The sequence below is a fragment of the Caulobacter sp. ErkDOM-E genome (assembly GCF_048541895.1).
Classification (GTDB): domain Bacteria; phylum Pseudomonadota; class Alphaproteobacteria; order Caulobacterales; family Caulobacteraceae; genus Caulobacter.
The window spans coordinates 2,115,605-2,134,870 of record NZ_CP183331.1 but is presented as its reverse complement, the minus strand read 5'-3'; the positions used below and the strand labels follow the sequence as shown (position 1 = coordinate 2,134,870).

General features: G+C 66.1%; 17 protein-coding genes. 7 read left to right on the top strand and 10 right to left on the bottom strand.

Annotated features, from left to right (window positions below; genetic code table 11):
* Positions 1-79: 79 nt before the first annotated feature.
* Positions 80-583, bottom strand: a complete 504-nt coding sequence (locus ACN2C7_RS10450) for a pentapeptide repeat-containing protein (protein WP_419316871.1) — start codon at positions 581-583, stop codon at positions 80-82.
* A gap of 85 nt (positions 584-668) precedes the next feature.
* Positions 669-3,374 (bottom strand): ribonucleotide reductase, encoded by a 2,706-nt coding sequence (locus ACN2C7_RS10445; protein ID WP_419316870.1) that lies wholly within the window; start codon positions 3,372-3,374, stop codon positions 669-671.
* 218 nt (positions 3,375-3,592) lie between these two features.
* On the opposite strand from ACN2C7_RS10445, the gene ACN2C7_RS10440 reads away from it, so the two are divergent.
* Positions 3,593-3,988 carry an NADH:ubiquinone oxidoreductase subunit NDUFA12 gene (locus ACN2C7_RS10440; RefSeq protein ID WP_419316869.1) on the top strand — a complete coding sequence of 132 codons (396 nt, stop codon included), beginning with the start codon at positions 3,593-3,595 and terminating at the stop codon, positions 3,986-3,988.
* A 5-nt stretch (positions 3,989-3,993) separates the two neighbouring features.
* Positions 3,994-4,602, top strand: coding sequence for a DUF2155 domain-containing protein (locus ACN2C7_RS10435; RefSeq protein WP_419316868.1), 609 nt, complete (start codon positions 3,994-3,996; stop codon positions 4,600-4,602).
* On the opposite strand, the gene aat is transcribed toward ACN2C7_RS10435, so the two are convergent.
* The 4 genes from aat to ACN2C7_RS10415 are packed head-to-tail and all read right to left on the bottom strand — an operon-like array spanning position 4,539 to position 7,559.
* Positions 4,539-5,189 carry a leucyl/phenylalanyl-tRNA--protein transferase gene (aat, locus tag ACN2C7_RS10430; RefSeq protein ID WP_419316867.1) on the bottom strand — a complete coding sequence of 217 codons (651 nt, stop codon included), beginning with the start codon at positions 5,187-5,189 and terminating at the stop codon, positions 4,539-4,541. The genes ACN2C7_RS10435 and aat overlap by 64 nt on opposite strands.
* Positions 5,190-5,206: 17 nt before the next feature.
* Positions 5,207-6,550, bottom strand: a complete 1,344-nt coding sequence (gene accC / locus ACN2C7_RS10425) for an acetyl-CoA carboxylase biotin carboxylase subunit (RefSeq protein WP_419255537.1) — start codon at positions 6,548-6,550, stop codon at positions 5,207-5,209.
* A gap of 5 nt (positions 6,551-6,555) precedes the next feature.
* Positions 6,556-7,062, bottom strand: coding sequence for an acetyl-CoA carboxylase biotin carboxyl carrier protein (gene accB, locus ACN2C7_RS10420; RefSeq protein ID WP_419316866.1), 507 nt, complete (start codon positions 7,060-7,062; stop codon positions 6,556-6,558).
* Positions 7,063-7,115: 53 nt separating this feature from the next.
* Positions 7,116-7,559 (bottom strand): type II 3-dehydroquinate dehydratase, encoded by a 444-nt coding sequence (locus tag ACN2C7_RS10415; RefSeq protein ID WP_419316865.1) that lies wholly within the window; start codon positions 7,557-7,559, stop codon positions 7,116-7,118.
* Between the two features lie 78 nt (positions 7,560-7,637).
* Here ACN2C7_RS10415 and thiS point away from each other — a divergent pair, with 78 nt between their 5' ends.
* Both thiS and ACN2C7_RS10405 read left to right on the top strand, forming a co-directional pair.
* Positions 7,638-7,838 (top strand): sulfur carrier protein ThiS, encoded by a 201-nt coding sequence (gene thiS, locus ACN2C7_RS10410; protein WP_419316864.1) that lies wholly within the window; start codon positions 7,638-7,640, stop codon positions 7,836-7,838.
* Positions 7,839-7,882: 44 nt separating this feature from the next.
* On the top strand, positions 7,883-8,689 hold the full coding sequence (locus tag ACN2C7_RS10405; RefSeq protein WP_419316863.1) for a thiazole synthase: 807 nt from the start codon (positions 7,883-7,885) through the stop codon (positions 8,687-8,689).
* Here the strand turns inward: ACN2C7_RS10405 and ACN2C7_RS10400 are convergent.
* The 4 genes from ACN2C7_RS10400 to ACN2C7_RS10385 all read right to left on the bottom strand — a co-directional run bounded on the left by ACN2C7_RS10400 (position 8,686) and on the right by ACN2C7_RS10385 (position 13,882).
* Positions 8,686-9,429 carry a DsbA family protein gene (locus ACN2C7_RS10400; RefSeq protein ID WP_419316862.1) on the bottom strand — a complete coding sequence of 248 codons (744 nt, stop codon included), beginning with the start codon at positions 9,427-9,429 and terminating at the stop codon, positions 8,686-8,688. The two genes, ACN2C7_RS10405 and ACN2C7_RS10400, sit on opposite strands and share 4 nt — an antisense overlap.
* Before the next feature lie 26 nt (positions 9,430-9,455).
* The gene (locus tag ACN2C7_RS10395; protein ID WP_419316860.1) at positions 9,456-10,874 is read right to left on the bottom strand and encodes a M48 family metalloprotease; all 1,419 of its coding nucleotides are present in this window, start codon (positions 10,872-10,874) and stop codon (positions 9,456-9,458) included.
* Between the two features lie 145 nt (positions 10,875-11,019).
* The gene (locus tag ACN2C7_RS10390; protein ID WP_419316859.1) at positions 11,020-13,740 is read right to left on the bottom strand and encodes an Rne/Rng family ribonuclease; all 2,721 of its coding nucleotides are present in this window, start codon (positions 13,738-13,740) and stop codon (positions 11,020-11,022) included.
* Complete coding sequence (locus ACN2C7_RS10385; protein WP_419316858.1) at positions 13,664-13,882, bottom strand: hypothetical protein; 219 nt, start codon at positions 13,880-13,882, stop codon at positions 13,664-13,666. The genes ACN2C7_RS10390 and ACN2C7_RS10385 overlap by 77 nt, the downstream gene beginning before the upstream one ends.
* A gap of 410 nt (positions 13,883-14,292) precedes the next feature.
* On the opposite strand from ACN2C7_RS10385, the gene ACN2C7_RS10380 reads away from it, so the two are divergent.
* From ACN2C7_RS10380 to prfB, 3 genes are all read left to right on the top strand, one after another.
* Complete coding sequence (locus ACN2C7_RS10380; RefSeq protein WP_419316857.1) at positions 14,293-15,480, top strand: N-acetylmuramoyl-L-alanine amidase family protein; 1,188 nt, start codon at positions 14,293-14,295, stop codon at positions 15,478-15,480.
* A gap of 158 nt (positions 15,481-15,638) precedes the next feature.
* On the top strand, positions 15,639-18,020 hold the full coding sequence (locus ACN2C7_RS10375; protein ID WP_419316856.1) for a penicillin-binding protein 1A: 2,382 nt from the start codon (positions 15,639-15,641) through the stop codon (positions 18,018-18,020).
* A gap of 75 nt (positions 18,021-18,095) precedes the next feature.
* A protein-coding gene (prfB, locus tag ACN2C7_RS10370; RefSeq protein WP_419316855.1) for a peptide chain release factor 2 occupies positions 18,096-19,209 on the top strand; the annotation gives its coding sequence in 2 pieces (ribosomal slippage) (positions 18,096-18,164 and positions 18,166-19,209; 1,113 coding nt in all).
* Positions 19,210-19,266 lie beyond the last annotated feature (57 nt).

Below are 19,266 nucleotides of genomic sequence, written 5' to 3'. Positions count from 1 at the left end.
GCCAATACGCGACTGCATGAGTTACGATTTGGGGCCCCGAGCGCCCCGGCGCCACTTAAATCGCGGTAATGACAGCAACTTAACGGCAACCGGGGATGGAAAGACCACGCGGCAAACGGGTGGAATCGTCGCCGCAGGCCCGGTTCAGCTGGCCCTGGGACAGGCCTTTGGCGCGGTCCATTTCCGCGCCCGAAAAGTTCACGCCGGTCAGATTGGCTCCGGCGAAATTGGCGCCTTCGAGGAAGGCCCCCACGAAGCTGGCATGGGTCAGATCGGCCCGGGCGAAGCTGGCGCGGCCGAACACGCCGCCATAGGCGTTGACGTCGCGCAGGTCGCCGCCGGCGAAGCTGGCCCGGTTCATGACCACGGTCGTGAGATCGGCCTGGCGCAGTCGAGCCTTCGACAGATTGACGCCGCGCAGGGTCAGGTTCGACAGATCGGCCTGAAAGAGATTGCAGCCGGGGCAGTTGGCGCCGCCACGGACACGGGCGATCTGACCAGCGTTCTGGGCCATGGCCGGCGCGGCGCTCGCCAAGGCGGCGGCGCTCAGGACCAGGGCGGCGAGGCGGGCGATCGGTGTCATTCTGAAACGCATCCTGGCGACTATCGACGCAAGGACAATGGCCCAGCAACCTTAAGGCCAAACGAACAAGCCCAAATGGGCGGGCTCAGGTCGCCGGCTCCGAGCGATTGGATTGCGCCCCGCAGCTGTCGCAGACGGTGATGGCGCCGCGCTGGGTCAACGCGATGTCGCCGCACGCCGGGCAGAAGTCGGCTTCGCTGCTGGCGGCCCGTCCGGCCTCTTCGGCCTTGCGGCCGCCAAACGGTAGGAACACCAGATTGTCGGTGGCGGCGCCGCGCGAGAAGCCCTTGGAGATGAACTTGCTGGCGGGCAGGGGCTCGGACTCGAGGTCGGGCGCATCGGCCTTGCCGTGGCCCAGGCCGTCGGCGTTGAACTCCTGCGGATCGGCGTTGGCCAGATCGTCGCGGCCCAGATACGAGACGCCCAGCTCGCGGAACACGTAGTCGAGGATCGAGGTCGCCGACTTGATTGAGTCGTTGCCCGTCACGGGGCCGGCCGGTTCAAAACGCGTGAAGACGAAGGCGTCGACGAACTCGTCCAGCGGCACACCGTGCTGCAGGCCCAGAGACACCGCGATAGCGAAATTGTTCATCAGGCTGCGGAAGGCGGCGCCTTCCTTGTGCATGTCGATGAAGATCTCGCCGACCTCGCCGTCATCGTATTCGCCGGTGTGCAGGTAGACCTTGTGGCCGCCGACCGCCGCTTTCTGGATGTAACCCTTGCGGCGATCCGGGAGCTTGCGACGCGAGCGGTCGCGCTCGACAATCTTCTCGACGATCCGCTCGGTGACGATCGGATCACGCGTTGGCTGGCGCGGCGCCTCGACGGGCTCCTCAGGCAGGTCGAGACGGAAGTCGGCAGGGGGCGCGGCGCGGTGCAGGCGCAAAGCCCGCACTCCGGCGCGAGCGGCGGCGGCCTGAAGTCGTGCGCCGTCGACTGGCCGCGCGTCGAACGGCAGATGCAGGACGACCGGGACCGGCAGGCAGCCGAAAGTCTCCACGGCGGCGACCATGGCCAGCCGGTCGGCCAGGACCGGCGCCTCCGCCGAGAGAAACACGGCCCGGACTTCTGCGCTGAGGGCCTCGCAATCCGAGAGCAGGCCGGTCCCAAGCGCATGGTGTTCGGCGGCGAGGATTTCGGCGGGCGAGAAGCCGGCGAAGGCCAGGGTGTCGAAATCCGCCTGCGCCATGGCCCGCGAGGGCGCGCCCAGCACATCGCCGAGGAAGCCCGCGCCGACAACCGCCGGAGCGAAAGCCTGACGCAGGCCCCCGCACGAGCGCAGCGCGTCCTCGACCTGTTCGATCTCGTGCGCAGTGAAACCGCGCGCTTGCAGGATGCCATGATCGATGGCGGGCGAGTCGATCAGCGAGCCATGGCCCAGCGCATGACGGCGGGCGGCGTCGATCTCGGCCTTCGCGCCGGAAAGACAGTCGAACGCCGCCGCACTGAACGAAGGCACCAGGAGGCCATCGGCCGTCTGGATCGCCGACACGGGCGCGGCGACACCGGCCCAGCCCATCGGTCGGCCGCCAAGCCGCAGAGCGGCTTCCGGATCCTCGAAGGCGGCGACCAGGGCGCACGACCGTAGGCCGTGCTTCTTGGCCAGACCATGAGCCATGGCCAGGGCCGTTGCGGCTTCCGAGGCCAACGGCGAGCGGAGCGCGGCGGCGCGCACCCGACGTTCGGCTAGGCTGCGCAACACGACCTGTCGATCCTGAGCAAAGGCGGGCTCGGCGCCCAGGCTCGCGGCGGCTTCTGCGCTGGCGGCCAGGGCCGAGCCGACGGTCAGGGCCCATAGCGCTGCGGCGCCGTCCCGGCCATCGCTGCTCGCCAGCGAAAGCCCTTGGGCCAACAGCCAGTCGCCAACGCCGGCCAGGCCCAGCAAGGCGGGGCGATCGCCGCGCTCGATCTCAAGCGCAGTCGCCCAGATGTGCACGGCGTAGGTGAAGCCCTGTATGTCGAAGGCCTCGTCGGCTTGAAACGCGGAGGCGTCGATAGCTGCTCCGACTGCAGCCCCCCTGGACAACGCTTCTGCGTCTTCCAGCGACAAGGTCAGGGTGAGGGCGCTGGTTTCCCAGCCGACCTGGGCGGCGAAGCTGGCGTTGTCGTCCCCAGCCGAAACTGTCGCCCGGGAACCCGAGGCGACCATGAGGGTCGCTGGCTGAGGGATGCTGTCGACCAGGGGCGTCCGGGCCGCGCCGACAAGCGCAATGGCGTCCGAGATCATCCGGTCATCGGCGCCGAGATCCCGGGCGCGCCGGGCGGCGCGCGCCAGGGCGCTGTTCTTGCGCGGATCTGCGCAAGCCCGAGCGTCGCCGTGGCAACGTTGGACGGCGTCACCGACCTGGGCGAGGGCGGCATCCAGACGAGCGGCGGCCTTGCGGGACAGCGCGTGGCTTCGCCGGCGCCCCAGCTCATCTTCAGCAACCTGTCGGAACTCGATTTCCGCGATGTCGGGCAAGAGGTCCAGAGGCTGAACCGCCTTGGTCGGCGTGGCGACGCCGCTTAGCATCGTCGCCAGCAGCGCGTCTTGGAATGCCCCGGCGTCGGCCGCGTCCGCGAACAGACCCTTGGCCAGCCCGAGCTTGGCCAAGCGGTCAGCATATCGGGCGGGACCGCCGCCCAGCGGAGCGTCGCGATCAATCGGCTCGCCGGCCCAGTCCAGCCAGGCCTCAACTCGCGCATCGGTCCAGGTCGACGGGGCCAGGACCTCGACGATCGCGTTGCTGCGCTCAAGGTCGCGTCGTTCCGCCCGGAGGGGCTGATCGACATATCCGGACTGACTACGCATGGGCGATTCCGCGGCTGGGCGCCAAGAGAGACCCAATCTAGATCGCAGGCAGACGCCCTTCAATAGATGTTGGGGGCGGAGGCCATACGGTCCACAAGATGTTGAATTTTAGCGGGCGGGTCACATGCTGGACGCTACGGGCTGGCCGCCCTATAGTCTGGCCGCTTCGTCGCGTTCGTCGCGACATGGAAGTCCTTGCAAATTCGGGTGCAAACGTAGTGCTGAAAGCGATCTTCACGTGGTGGAACGGCGCGACCCTGGGTCAGCGGTTCCACATTGGCCGTCGCGGCGTGTTCGTGGGCATGGACGATTTTGGCAACCGATACTTTGAAGCCCGCGACGCGAGCGACAGCTATGACGCTCACAAGCGCCGCTGGGTGATCTACGACGGCTACGCCGAGGCCTCGAAGGTTCCGGCCGAGTGGAGCGGTTGGCTGCACTATACGTTCGACGAGCCGCCGACCACGAACCCGCTGCCCCGCCGCAGCTGGGAAAAGGATCACATTCCCAACCTGACCGGCACGGTTCACGCCTGGCGTCCGAAGGGCTCTCTGTCCCGTGGCGGCCAGCGGGCCGTGGCGACCAGCGACTATCAGCCCTGGAAGCCGGAATAGGCCCGATGCGGCGCGGAGCAATCCTTGGCGCGTCAGTGCTGGCCATCGGCCTGACGACGGTCGGCGTAGCATCCGCGCGTCAGTCGAGCGCGCCGGTCGCCCTGCAAGCGCCGGCGGCTCCAGTCGCGCCGACCCCGGATGCGCCCCAGCCGCGTGTGGCCGTTCCTGCGCCACAGCCCGATCCCCAGTTCGAGCAACCGGTCGCCAAACCCGCCACCACGAGGGCGGTCACACCCGCCAAACCTGCTGAACCTGCCAAGCGTGGGCGCTCGTCGGTCGCCATCATACAGGCGCTGGACAAGGTAACGACCGAGACGATGCGCTTCGAGGCGCCCGTCGGTCAGCCCATTCGCTACAAGACCCTGATCTTCACCGTTCGGGCTTGCGAAACCTCGGCTTCTGACGAGGTCGCGCCTGAGTCGACGGCCTATGTGATGGTCGACACCCAGCCCAAAGCCGTGGCCGGACGGGTCGCCCCTCCGGGACGTCAGGTCTACAAGGGCTGGATGTACGCCAATTCGCCGGGCATGAACCCGCTGCAGCATCCGGTCTATGATGCCTGGTTGATCGCCTGCAAAACGTCGGCGCCCGTCGCGCCGGCCGAGAAGCGGTAGAAATCGGCCTGGGCCGGCCAGGCCTTGACCAGACGACGCCGATAGTCGGCGCGTGAGATTTCGACGGCGCCAAACTGCAGCAGATGATCGGTGATGAACTGGGTGTCGAGTAGCCGATAGTCGCCGACCTTTAGTCGCGCCACCAGATGGGCCAGCGCCACCTTGCTAGCGTCGCGCTCGGTGGAGAACATGCTCTCGCCGAAGAACGCCGCGCCCAGCGACACGCCGTAGAGGCCACCGACCATCTGGCCGTCTCGCCAGCATTCGACAGAATGGGCCAGACCCCGCGCGAAGAGTTCGCCATACAACTGCTGGATCGGCGCGTTGATCCAGGTTTCCAGTCGGCCTGGACGAGACGTCGCGCAGGCCTCGACGACGGCGTTAAAGGCGCTGTCGATCCGAACCTGAAAGATGTCGGAACGAACGGTACGCGCGAGCCGACGGGGCATGTGCACGCTATCCAGCGGCAACACACCCCGTCGCTCGGGATCGATCAGGAAGATGCTTTCGTCATGCCGCGCATCGGCCATCGGAAAGACGCCGCGCTCGTAACAACGGATTAGATCATCGACCGTGAAGGCGTCCATGCGCGCCCCCGCCAGCCCTAGCCCTGCGCCTTGATCCAGCGCTCGAGCCAATGGATGTCGTAGTCGCCGGCCAAGATGTCGGGCTGAACCAGCAGGTCCTGGAACAGCGGGATCGTGGTTTCGATGCCGCCGACGACCATCTCGCCCAGGCAACGCTTCAGGCGCGCGATGCACTCCTGACGGTCGCGGCCGTGGACGATCAGCTTGCCGATCAGGCTGTCGTAGTAAGGCGGAATCGCATAGCCGGTATAGATCGCCGAATCCAGGCGAACGCCCAGCCCGCCCGGAGCGTGGAAGTCGGTGATCGTGCCGGGCGATGGTGTGAAGGTTCGCGCGTTCTCGGCGTTGATCCGGCACTCAATGGCGTGGCCTTCGAAAACCACTTCGGCCTGGGTGAAGGACAGCGGCAGACCAGCGGCGATGCGGATCTGTTCACGCACCAGGTCAATGCCGGTGATGGCTTCCGTGACCGGGTGTTCGACCTGCAGGCGGGTGTTCATCTCGATGAAGAAGAACTCGCCGTTCTCCCACAGGAACTCGATGGTGCCGACGCCGAGATAGCCAATGGCCTTGACCGCATCGACGACGATCTTGCCGATCTTGGCGCGATCGGCCGCGCCGAGGGCGGGCGAGGGGGCCTCTTCCAGCACCTTCTGGTGGCGACGCTGCAGCGAGCAGTCACGTTCGCCCAGATGCACGACATTGCCATGGCTGTCGGCGATGACCTGAATCTCGATATGGCGCGGCTTCTGGAGGTAGCGCTCCATATAGACCGTGTCGTCGCCGAAGGCTGCGCGGGCTTCCGCGCGGGCGGTCGAAACCGCCTCGGCCAGATCCTCGCGCGTCTGGGCGACCTTCATGCCGCGACCGCCGCCGCCAGAGGCGGCCTTGATCAGGACAGGAAAGCCGATGATGTCCGCGGCCGCAAAGGCTTCTTCCTCGGTGGCGAGGCCGCCATCCGAACCGGGAACCACCGGAATACCCGCGTCCTTCACGGCCTGTTTGGCAGTAATCTTGTCGCCCATGAGCCGGATGTGCTCGGGCTTGGGGCCGATGAATGTGAAGCCGTGGGCGCCGACGATTTCGGCGAAGCGGGCGTTTTCCGACAGGAAGCCGTAGCCAGGGTGAACCGCCTGGGCGCCGGTAATCTCGCACGCGGCGATAATCGACGGGATGTTCAGGTAGCTCTTGGCGGCGGGAGCTGGGCCGATGCAGACACTTTCGTCGGCCAGGCGCACCCACATCGAGTTGGAGTCGGCCTCGGAGTGGACCGCCACGGTGGCGATGCCCATTTCCTTGCAGGCACGATGAACCCGGAGCGCAATCTCGCCCCGGTTCGCGATCAGGATCTTGTCAAACATGATCGTTACTCGATGACGACGAGGGGCTCGCCGAACTCGACCGGCTGAGAGTCACCGACGAGAATCTCGACGACCTTGCCGGCCTTGGGGGCCGCGATCGGGTTCATCGTTTTCATGGCCTCGACGATCAGCAGGGTCTGGCCGGCCGCGACGGTGTCGCCGACCTTGATGAAGGCGTCCGCGCCCGGCTGGGGCGACATGTAGACAGTGCCGACCATCGGCGACTTGACCAGATCGCCAGCGGCGCGGGCGGCCGGGACAGCGGTTTCAGCGACCGGCGCGGCGGCCGGCATCGGCGCGGCCTGGGGCGCATAGGCCTGCGGGGCCTGAACATAGGTGGTGGCAGTGGCGGCCACGGTCAGTTCACGGGCCACGCGGATCTTCAGGCCGGCATGCTCGACCTCAATTTCGCTCAGGCCGGTGTCCTTCAGGATGTCCGCGAGTTTGCGGACCAGGCGGGCGTCGATCGACGGAGTCTCGACCGGATCGGCGGAAGCCTTGGGATTGGACATTGAAGCTACCTTGTTCTCTTGGCTCGCAGCGACTGAACGCCGGCGGGCTGGACCTAGTTCGCGCCGATCAGGCCGATAGCGGCCTGGATCGCCAGTTCATAACTCGCCGCGCCGAAACCGGAGACGATCCCTGTGGCCGCCAGCGAGACATACGTATGGCGACGGAATTCCTCCCGCGCCGCCGGGTTGGACAGGTGGCACTCGATCACCGGAATGCTCAAGGTCTTGAGCGCGTCCAACAAGGCGATCGAGGTGTGGCCGTAGCCTGCCGGGTTGATGATCAGGGCGGAGGCAGACACACGCGCCTCCTGCACCCAGTCGATAAGCTGGCCCTCATGGTTGGATTGCCGGAAGACCACCGAATGGCCGTGCAAAGCCGCACGCGCATCGCAACGCGCCCGGACATCGTCCAGCGTGTCCTTGCCATAGATCTCGGGCTCACGCGTTCCCAACAAGTTGAGATTGGGGCCGCTCAGCACATGGATCGGGTTTACCATTCGGCTCCGCCGTCGATTCCGATGGTCTTGTATAGCCGGTTCTGCCGGGTCACAAGCAGCGCTCGCTCAGGAGGTGAGATGAAGCTTTTGCTGAATGGGGACGAACGGGAGATCTCCGGGGTTTCCAGCGTCGCCGATCTGGTCGCAGCGCTGGGTCTCGACTCGCGAAAGGTGGCCGTGGAACGCAATCTGGAGATCGTGCCGCGCTCGACCTATGCCGAAACGGCGCTGGCCGATGGCGACCGCATCGAGATCGTCACATTTATCGGTGGCGGCTGACCTCGAGGTTTGAAACCGCGCCTGACGGGGCGTAAACCAGCCGCATGAACGCGCATGTTTCCCCCGACTCCGCCCTGACGTCCGACGATAGCTGGACAGTCGCCGGCCGCACCTTCACCTCGCGCCTGATTGTCGGCACCGGCAAGTATAAGGACTATGCGACCAACGCCGCCGCCGCCGAGGCGGCCGGAGCCGAGATCGTCACCGTGGCCGTGCGCCGCGTAAATCTGACAGATCCCACCCAGCCGCTGCTGGTGGACTACATCAAACAGGACCGCTTCACCTACCTGCCGAACACAGCGGGGTGTTTCACCGGCGAGGACGCTGTGCGGACGCTGCGCCTGGCCCGTGAGGCCGGCGGCTGGGACCTGGTGAAGCTGGAAGTGCTGTCCGATCCCAAGACCCTCTATCCCGACATGGAAGAGACCCTGAGGTCGCTGAAGCTGCTGGTCGCCGAAGGCTTCCAGGTGATGGTCTATTGCTCGGATGATCCCGTCTATTGCCGCAAACTGGAAGAGGCCGGCGCCGTGGCGATCATGCCGCTGGGTGCGCCGATCGGCTCGGGTCTCGGCATCCAGAACCGGGTCAACCTGCGGATCATCATCGAGAACGCCGGCGTGCCGGTGCTGGTCGACGCCGGAGTCGGCACGGCCTCTGACGCCGCGATCGGCATGGAACTGGGCTGCGACGCCATCCTGATGAACACCGCCATCGCCGAGGCCAAGGATCCAATCCGCATGGCGCGCGCGATGAAGCATGCGGTCATCGCCGGCCGGGAAGCCTATCTCGCGGGCCGGATGCCCAAGCGGATGTACGCCGATCCCAGCTCGCCTCTGGCGGGGCTGATCTAGCTCTTCTTGAGCGCCGCTGCGGCCTGGGTCTTGGCGATCGCCAGTTTCAGGGCCTGCATGTCCGCGCCGGGGATAACCGTGTCGCCGACGATGTAGACGGGCGTGCCTTCGATAGCCAGCGACTGGGCCAGGCCATGGGTGTCGGCCAGATGCTGGGTCACCGCGGCTGAGGCGCCCGCAGCGCGGGCCTTGGCGACATCAATGCCGAGCCCTGCCGCGATTCGGTAGGCGCCGGCCTCGTCCAGGCTCTTCTCGGCCATCAGCGCCCGGTGCAGTTGCAGCGTCTTGCCCTGTTCCTTGGCGCCCAGCATCAGTCGTGCTGCGGCTTCGGAATCGCGGCCAAAGATCACGAAATCCTTGAACACAAATCGCACGTCCGGATTTTCGGCGATCAGCTTGAGCACCTCGGGGGCGGCTACCCGGCAATAGCCGCACTTGTAGTCGAAGAACTCGGTGACGGTGACCGACCCGTTGGGATTGGCCACGAAGTCGCGCGGGTCTCGCTCGATCGCCTGGCGATACTGGCCGATGGCCTTGCGACCGGCCTCCGCCGTCTTGACCGCCTGCTTCTGTTCCAGCTTTGCGCTGACCTCCAGAAGCACCTCGGGGTGCTCCAGCAGGTAGGCGCGCACCCTGTCGCCAAATTCCTTGTCGGCCTTGGCTGGCGCGCAGGCGCCCAGGAGCAGGCCCGACAGGGCGAGCGAAGCGGCGAAGGCGCCGGCGCGGCGGGACAGGGTCATGAGGGTCTCGAAATCAGAGTGGGGGATCAGCGGCGAAAGACGGACTGGGTCGCGCCTTCCTTGGCCAAATCCTTGAGGTCCTGGTTGCTGGGGCGCGATGCCAGGACGATGTCGGTGGCGCGCCGCCATTCAGGCGTGTCCTTGGTCAGGAGTTCGCGGGCACGCATAGCGAAGACGCGGGCTTCCTGGGGCGCGCCCATGGAGAAGTACTGCTCTGCCGTGGCCAGTCGGGCGTCGCCGTCCTTGCCCTGCTTGTCATAGGCCTGGGCCAGCAGACGCCAGGTTACAGCGTTGTCGCTATCGTTGCGCAAGGCGCGTTTGAGTTCACGCACGCCTTCCTCGACCTTGGCGGGCTCTTTCTGGTTGATCAGGGTCTGGCCAAGATTGATGCGCAGCAGCGGCGCGTCAGGCTTGAGCGCCACGGATCGCCGCTGGGGTTCCTCGGCCTGTTCGACGCGGTTGAACTCGAACAGGATTTGCCCCTTCAACTCCCACAGATAGGGGTTGTCGGCGTTGTCGACGAGCAGGCCTTCGATCAGCTTCAAGGCCCGATCGGGCTCCTTCATCTGGTAGTAGGCAATGGACCGTGCGTAACGCGCCGGGAAGCTGTTGTCGTTTTCCTTGTACTTCATCAACGCGACTTGCGGATTGAGGAAGCCTTCCAGCTTGGCGCGCATGATCTGGTGTTCAGCCAGGTCGGCTGGGCTGTCGACGGCGTCATAGTGCGACTGGCGTTCGACCCGGCTGCGCAGGGTCTCGATCCGCTCCGACGACAACGGGTGGCTGCGGAAATAGGCGAAGCGCCGAGCCTGATCGAAAACTTCCTGATAGCGGAAGTTGTCAAAGAACTCGACGAGGCCGCGCCCCGATTGACCCGTAGCTTCCAAGAAGCCGGCGGCGGCCTGGTCAGCGCGGGATTCCTGGTCGCGGCTGTAGCCTAGCGCACCAAGCGTCCCGAAATACGAAGCGTTGCCCAACAGCACCGCACCTGCGTCGGGCGCGCCCGCCAGGGCCGCCAGCACGCCCAGACCCATGGTCAGGATCATGGGCTTGAGGCCCGCGCGCATCATCTCCGCCGAGCGGATAGGGTGCCCGCCCGCAAGGTGCCCGGTTTCGTGGGCGATGACGCCCTTGAGCTGGTTGGGGGTTTCGGTCTGCAGGATCAGGCCGGTATTGAGGCCCATCATCAGGCCCTGGGTCGCGAAGGCGTTCAGCGACTTGTCGCCGACCAGCAGGATGCGCACGGTCTTGGAATCCAGGCCCGCCGCCTCGAACAGGGGGTCGGCGTCGCGATGCAGGATTTCTTCGATTTCGGTGTCGCGGATCAACGACGGGCCTTCCTGGGCGGCGGCCGGCGTCGCAGCAGAAAGGCTCAAAGCCGCGACCACCGTCACGGAGCAGAAGGCGCGCAACCTCTTTTCAGCCCACAGCATGCGGGAGGTCATTCAACGTCTCCAGTCGCGCCCCCGCGATTGAGGCGAGTGTAGCGTGGAATTTGGCGGCCTGTGAACCACCGCTGTCGTTCCGCGTCACTCGCTATATGGGCGTCGTGGACGGCCGGACCAGTGCCCGACCGTCCACGATCTTTCATCAGCCCCGGCGCCACCAGCCGCCGCGCGGCTTGACGGGGGGCGCGGTGATCTCAGCCGGATCAGGCTCCGCCGGCTCAAGAACCTTTTCCGCGACCGGTTCAGGCTCGGGGGCAGGTTGCGGCGCAGGCGCCGCAATGGGGGCGGGGGCGGGGGCGATGGGCGCTTCGGCCACGATCTCGTCAGGCGCCTCGACCGCGACCGGTTCGGCGACCACCTCGGGGGCGGCCGCTTCATCGGCGGCGGACTCGATCACGGCTTCAGCGGCCGGAGCATCGCCCTTGCGACCGCGCGTGCGGGGACGGCGGGCCTTCTTGGGGGCTTCGTCGCCTGGCGCCGGCAGTTCGACCCAGATGTCGCTGGGCGGAGCTTCAGCCACAACCGTGGGGATGGGCGGCAATTCGGCCTCGGCCAAGGCTTCGACCGGTGCGGGGCGCGCTTCACGCTCGCCACGACCGCGGCCACGGTTACGGCTGGAACGGCCTTCCGAGCGATCACCGCGCTCGGCCCGTTCGGGACGCTCAGCACGTTCCGGTCGCTCGGCTTGCGGCGCAGGCGCGGACTGTTCGGGCGCAGGACGGCGCTGTTCACCGCCACGACCATCCAGAGCGGCCGGATCGTGCCAGGCAAAGGCGCTTTCGCCGAACGGGACACGGGGGCGGATCCAGACGAAGGCGTCGGTCGGACGATCACCGTCCTCGCGACCGCCACGGCGGCCGCCACGGCGTCCGCGACGGCGACGGCGGCGGCGGGCTTCCTCGTCCTCGCCTTCGACGGCGAAGTCGCCGCGATCGGCATCTCCGTCCTCGTCGCCTTCGACGTCGTCGATAGCCTCGACCTCGCCCTCAGGCGCGGCGTCGGCGTCATCGCGCCGTCCGCGACGGCGGCGCTTGCGCTTGCGATTGCGATCGCCTTCGTCTTCCGCAGCTTCGGCGCGCGGCTTGCCGCGCGGGGCGGCGCGGACGGCCGGCGCGTCGTCATCGGAATCTTCGCGTTCGACGGCCTCGTCGTCGAAGATTTCTTCGTCCTCGTCTTCGTCCTCGTCGTCATAGACCTCGTCTTCGAAGTCGTCATCCGACACGGGCGGCGGGGCGATGGCGATACGTTCGCCAAGCTCGGTGCGCTCGATCTCGTTCTCGGCGGCGTGCAGGCTCTCGTCGACCAGCACCGTCACGAACAGGCCGTGGGTCTGCTGCAGGCGCACCAGATAGGCGCGCTTCTCGTTGAGGATGTAGATGCCGACCGCGCGCGACACCTTCAGGGTGATCGCGCCGCTGCCCTTCAGGGCCTCGACCTCGACGGCCCGCAGGGCGGCCAGGGCGCTGGATTCGACCGAGCGAACCCGGCCGGTGCCTTCGCAGTGTTCGCAGACGTGGGTGGTGCCTTCCAGCACGCCGGTGCGGCGACGCTGGCGGCTGATTTCCATCAGGCCAAAACCGCTGATCTTGCCCATCTGGATGCGGGCGCGATCGTCCTTAAGAGCGTCCTTCAGGACCTTCTCGACGGCGCGGTTGTTCTTGCCTTCATCCATGTCGATGAAGTCGATGACGATCAGGCCGGCCAGGTCGCGCAGGCGCAACTGACGAGCGGCTTCCTCGGCGGCTTCGGTATTGGTCTTCAGCGCGGTCGCTTCGATGTTGCGCTCGCGCGTCGCCTTGCCCGAGTTGACGTCGATGGCGACCAGGGCTTCGGTCTGGTTGATCACCAGATAGCCGCCCGATCGCAGGGGAACGACCGGCGAATAGATCTGCGCCAGGTGATCCTCGATGCGGTGCTTAACGAACAGCGGCGCCGGATCGCGGTAGTGGAAGACCTTCTTGGCCTGGCTGGGCATGAGCATGCGCATGAAGTCGCGCGCTTCCTTGAAGCCCGCTTCACCCTCGACCCAGATGCCTTCCAGCTCCTTGTCGTACATGTCGCGGATGGCGCGTTTGACGAGGTCTTCTTCCTCGTAGATCAGCGCAGGCGCCACCGAGTGCAGCGTGGTCTCGCGGATGTTTTCCCACAGGCGCAGCAGGTAGTCGTAGTCGCGCTTGACCTCAGCCTTGGTGCGCTTGGCGCCGGCCGTGCGGATGATCAGGCCCATGCCCTGCGGCACATCCAGGCTCTGAACGACGCTCTTGAGGCGCTTGCGGTCAGTGACCGTGGTGATCTTGCGGCTGATGCCGCCGCCACGGGCGGTGTTGGGCATCAGGACGCCATAGCGGCCGGCCAGCGACAAGTAGGTGGTGAGCGCAGCGCCCTTGTTGCCGCGCTCTTCCTTGACCACCTGGACCAGCATGATCTGCCGGCGGCGGATCACTTCCTGGATCTTGTACTTGCGCATCAGGCGGCGCTTGCGGCGCGCCAGTTCTTCTTCGACGGCGTCTTCCTCGTCGTCGACGTGATCGCCATCCTCGTCATCGCGACGCGCGGAGACGTGATCGTCCTCGTCGTCGTGCGAATCATCACGCATCAGCGCTTCGCGGTCGGCGACCGGAATCTGATAGTAGTCCGGATGGATCTCGTTGAAGGCGAGGAACCCGTGGCGGTTGCCGCCATATTCGATGAACGCAGCCTGGAGGCTGGGCTCAACGCGGGTCACCTTGGCGAGATAGATATTTCCGCGAAGCTGTTTGCGGGTCTGGCTTTCGAAATCGAATTCTTCAACCCGGGTTCCGTCCACGACGACCACACGCGTCTCTTCGGCGTGTGCTGCGTCGATCAGCATCTTCTTCGACATTAAGGGAATCTCCACGGCGCACGGCGGGCTCATGGCCCGGTCGCCGAAATGAAAGACAGGCGCGCGCGTCACCGCCCGTCGCTCCGCCAGTGCGGTTGCGAGAGGTCGGATGCCAATGGCGGACGGGTGCGGCGCAGCCCATGAGGTTTCTGTTCTCTCCACCGCGCCGTGAGGCGCGGACTGGATGGTTTACCGGGTCGCGCCGGAATGACGCTGATCGGAGGGCGCGTCGTCGCCGGGAAGGCGGAGAGCCCGACGCGGGCCCTGCGGACCGGCCCTGCGGCAGGCGTCTGCCTGCGAACGAAGGATCGATCCTCGGATAACTCGTCTAGTCGCGGCGCACGAAACGGAGGAGGCGAAAGGCTCCAATCATCCCGCGGTCGCTCGCGCGAGCTTCCATGACGATCACGTCGCTCGCACGCAGATGAATTGTAGCAACATCGCGAGGCAAAAGGAAAGCGCTGGACAACAAGGTCAGGTTTAACGCTTTCGCTACCGGGCGTGGCGGATATTGACGGCTGGTTCACCGGCACCGGAATGCTTGGGCGAGGGATGCTTAGAGTTCTCATCGGGTTAGCGCGAACGGGCTGGTTGAGGGCCGCGTTAATCGTCGGCGGCCTGACCGTCGCCGGCGTCGCTGTCGCGACCGCCCAGGGCCCCGCACCGGCAGCTGGGGTCCAGAAAGTCCGTTTTGGCGGCGATCGGGCTGAAACCCGTGTGGTCATCGATCTTGATCGCGCCGCTGTGGGGCGTCTGATCGCTGACGGCGCCGTGGATCAACGCATTGTCATCGGACTACCCAATGTTTCGGTCTCGGGTGACCTGCAGGGGGCGGGCCAGGGTCTGGTCAAGCGCTGGATCATCGACGAGGCCGGCGGTGGCGCTCGCCTTCGCCTGGACCTGTCGGGCCGCGCTGAAGTGCGCCGGCGCTTCCTTTTGCCGCCCGGCGACGGCGCGACGGCCTATCGTTATGTCATAGACCTGAAGGCGACCGACGGCGCTGCGCCTGAGGCCGCGCCGAAGCTCACGCTCGTCTCCAGCCCGGTCAAGGCCGCTCCGCTGCGCTTGAAGAAGGTGATCGTCATTGATGCCGGTCACGGCGGCAAGGATCCCGGCTCGCTGGGTGCCTCCGTCTACGAGAAGGATGTCACGCTCGCGGCCGCCAAGGCCCTGAAGGCTCGGCTGGAGAAATCCGGCCGCTTCCAGGTTGTGATGACCCGGGAGACCGACACCTTCATTCCGCTGGAGGCGCGGGTACAGATCGCCCGCCGCGCCGACGCCGACCTGTTTATCTCCATGCACGCAGACTCGGGTCCCGACGTCACCACGCGCGGCGCCAGTGTCTACACGCTGTCGGAAAAAGGCACCGAGCGCGTGGCGCGGGTGCTGGAGAAGGACGACTGGCTGATGAAGGCCAGCCTGCCGGGCCGCGATCGCGCCGTCAGCCAGATCCTGCTGGACCTGTCGCAGCGCGCCACCAAGAATCGCTCGGCCGCTTTCGCCCAGCTTCTGCTGGAACGCGTGGGCGAGGAGACGCCGCTGCTGCGTCGCAGCCATCGCGACGCCGGCTTTATTGTGCTGTTGGCGCCCGATGTCCCGGCCGTGCTGCTCGAGATGGGCTTCATCACCAATCCGGAGGATGAGCGGTTGTTGAGCAACCCCGCCAGCCGAACCCGAGTGGTCAATGCCGTCGGCGACGCCATCGAGTCCTATTTCGCCGCCCAGATCCGCAAATCCTGAGACGTGCGCGCCGTTGGCGCCCGCAGCGATGCAGGCTAGAGGATTGAGGCAGAGTCCGGGCGCGAGGGTGCGGCCGCAAAACCGCTTACACTTTTGTGGAACGGGCTCTAGAGGATGAGAGCAGGGCGGGCGAGTGTGCGTCGTCCAACGGAGGCCCCGTGGATCTGAAACCCACCGAACGATGGATGGCCATCGCCGGCGTAGCGGTGCTTTCCGCGATCGCCGTGGCGGGCTTCGCGATCGCGATCTACGCGGCGTGGCTGTTCCACGACATGCCCGATGCTGGCGAGCTGCAGGACTATCGTCCGCCGACGGCGACGCGCGTCTATGCGTGGGACGGCACCCTGATCGGCGAATACTCCAAGGAACGCCGGATCTTCGTTCCCTATGACCAGATCCCGCCGCAGCTGGCCCAGGCCTTCATGGCTGCCGAAGATCGCAATTTCTTCCGCCACAGCGGCGTCGATGTGGGCGGCTTCTCGCGCGCCATGCTCAAGAACGTCGGCAACGCCGCGCGCGGCAAGCGCCTGGAGGGTGGCTCGACGATCACCCAGCAGGTCGCCAAGAACGTGCTGCTGACCAGCGACGCCACGGTCGGTCGCAAATTCAAGGAAGCCATCCTTGCTCACCGTCTTGAGCAGTCGCTCGACAAGCAGCAGATCCTTGAGCTGTACCTGAACGAAATCTGGCTCGGCTATCGCTCGTTCGGCGTCGGCGCGGCCTCGTACAACTATTTCGGCAAGTCCCTGCCCGAGCTGACCCTGGCGGAATGCGCCTATCTGGCGGCGTTGCCCAAGGGGCCCGACAACTATCATCCGATCCGCAACAAGGCCAAAGCCAAGGTCCGCCGCGACTGGATCCTGGACCAGATGGCCGAGTTGGGCTGGGTGTCCCAGGCTGACGCCGATAAGGCCAAGGCCGAGGATCTGGTCGTCCAGGCCGCGCCCAAGCGCGCCGCCTATCGTGACGCCGACTATTTCGTCGAGGAAGTGCGCCAGCGCGGCGTCGCCACCCTCGGCCCGCGCCTCAGCGAGGGCGGCTACTACATGCGCACGACGCTGGATCCACGGATGCAGACCGCAGCCCGCGTCGCGTTGATGGATGGTCTCGAAAAGTACGACCGCCGCCACGGTTGGCGGGGCGCCTGGGGACACGTCGAGGCCAGTGACGCCGACTGGGAAAAGGCCGCCCGCGCCAAGAGCCCGCCGGCCGAACGCCAGGGCTGGCGAGCGGCCGTGGTCGTTTCGGGCGATGGCCGGGTGCGGTTGATCAAGAGCGAGGGCGAAGGCGCCATCGTCGGCGAGGACCTGGCCTGGGCCCGGGCGGGCAAAGGTCTGAAGCCCGGCGACCTGATCTTCGTCGAGAAGGTCGAGGGGGCGTCAACTTACCGCCTGCGTCAGGTGCCCGCCGTCAATGGCGCGCTGGTGGCCATCGAGCCCTACAGCGGCCGCGTGGTCGCCCTGGTCGGCGGTTACAGCTTCTCACTCTCGAACTTCAATCGCGCCACCCAGGCGATGCGTCAGCCAGGCTCGGCGTTCAAGCCGTTTGTCTATGCCGCCGCCCTCGAAAATGGCTATACGCCGGCTAGTGTGATCGTCGACAGCGCCATCACATTGAAGGGCGCGAATGGCGAGGATTGGAGCCCGGAGAATTACCACAAGGAGTTCTACGGGTCGCAGCCCCTGCGCAAGGGTCTGGAGCAGTCGATCAACGCCATGACCGTGCGTCTGGCGCAAAGCGTCGGCATGAAGAAGATCATCGAGTTCTCCAAGCGCACCGGCGTCGTGCGCGACATGCAGCCGGTGCTGGCGATGGCGCTGGGAGCGGGGGAAACCACCCCCTTCAAGCTGACCTCGGCCTATGCGCCGTTCGTCAATGGCGGTCGCCGCGTCGAGCCTCACCTGATCGAGTTGGTGCAGGACCGCGAGGGCAAGGTCATCTTCCGCGCCGACAAGCGTGACTGCGTCCGCTGCACCGCCGGCTTCAACGGCGACGAGAGCCCGCGCTTCGACGCGCCGGGCGAGCAGGTCATGGATCCGGTCACGGCCTATCAGATCACCTCGATGCTGCAGGGCGTGGTTCAGCGCGGCACGGCGGCGGCAGTCAGCTCGCTGGGACGTCCCCTGGCGGGTAAGACCGGAACCACCAACGAGTACCGCAGCGCCTGGTTCGTCGGCTATTCGCCCAATCTGGTGGTCGGAGTCTTCATCGGCTTTGACGACAACCGCTCGCTGGGCGAAGGCGAGACAGGGGCCTCCGGTCCTGTGCCGGTGTTCATGGACTTCATGCGTGAAGCCTTGAAGGGCCAGCCTGTTGTCGATTTCAAACCGCCCAAGACCGCCAAGTTCGCCACGGTGCGCGGGATCCGCGAAGCCTTCCGACCTGGGACCGAGCCCAAGACCGAGGTTCCCGCTGCTGCGGCAGGACCACAACCCTATTCGGACACCTGGCCCAATGGTGTGCCTACCGGCGCCACGAGCGCCGCTGACGCCGCAAAGCCACCACCAAAGGCGCCTGACCCGCTCAGCGGTCTCTACTGATCCATCATCGGCGTTGCGCCGACCTCCGACGCGGGCTATCTCCCGCGCCCTTTCTTTTTGTCACGGAGTAACGTGATGCGACCGGATGTTGAGGCCTCTGCGGCCGACATCGAGCAGTCCGTGGGACTGCTCAGGAGGCGTCTTTGACTGGGATGCCGCACTTCGAAAGCTCGATGAGCTGAATGCCCGGGTCGAAGACCCGACCCTTTGGGACAAACCCGCCGAAGCCCAGGCCGTCTCGCGCGAGCGCGCCAGTCTGTCGGCTCGCGTTGAGGCCGTGCAGGCGCTCGACCAGGGCCTCAAGGACGCGCTGGAATATGCCGAGCTGGCCGACATGGAGGGCGACGACGCCCTGCTGGAGGATGCCCGCGCCCAGTTGAAAGACCTTAAGGATCGCGCTGGTCGCGCCGAGCTGGAGGCCCTGCTCTCAGGCGAGGCCGATGGCAACGACTGCTATGTGGAAATCAATTCCGGCGCTGGCGGCACCGAGTCCTGCGACTGGGCAGGCATGCTGCTGCGGATGTATTCGCGCTGGGCCAATGCTCACAAGATGAGCGTCGAGCTGGTCGAAGAAACCTCGGGCGATCAGGTCGGCATCAAGTCGGCGACTCTGCTGATCAAGGGCCAGAACGCCTATGGCTGGCTAAAGACCGAAGCCGGCGTCCACCGTCTGGTGCGCATCAGCCCCTATGACGCCGCTGCCAAGCGCCACACCAGCTTCGCTTCGGCCTGGGTCTATCCGGTGGTGGACGACACCATCGAGATCGAGATCAATCCATCCGACGTCCGCACCGATACCTACCGCGCCAGTGGCGCAGGCGGTCAGCACATCAACAAGACCGACTCGGCGGTGCGTCTGACGCACATTCCGACCGGCATCGCTGTGGCCTGCCAGGCCGGTCGCTCGCAGCACCAGAACCGCGAAGAAGCGTGGAAGATGCTGCGCGCGCGTCTCTATGAGGCCGAACTGCAGAAGCGGGAAGCCGCCCAGCAGGCTCTGGAAGACCAGAAGACCGATATCGGCTGGGGTCACCAAATCCGCAGCTACGTCCTGCAGCCCTACCAGATGGTCAAGGACCTGCGGACAAACGTCGAGACCTCCGACACCCAAGGGGTGCTGGACGGCGATCTGGATGAGTTCATGGGCGCCTCGCTGGCCCAACGCGTCGGCGCTACACGCGACGCCTAGAAGCGCAGCCTGGAACGGAAAACGCCCCGGAGCGATCCGGGGCGTTGTTCTTGGTAT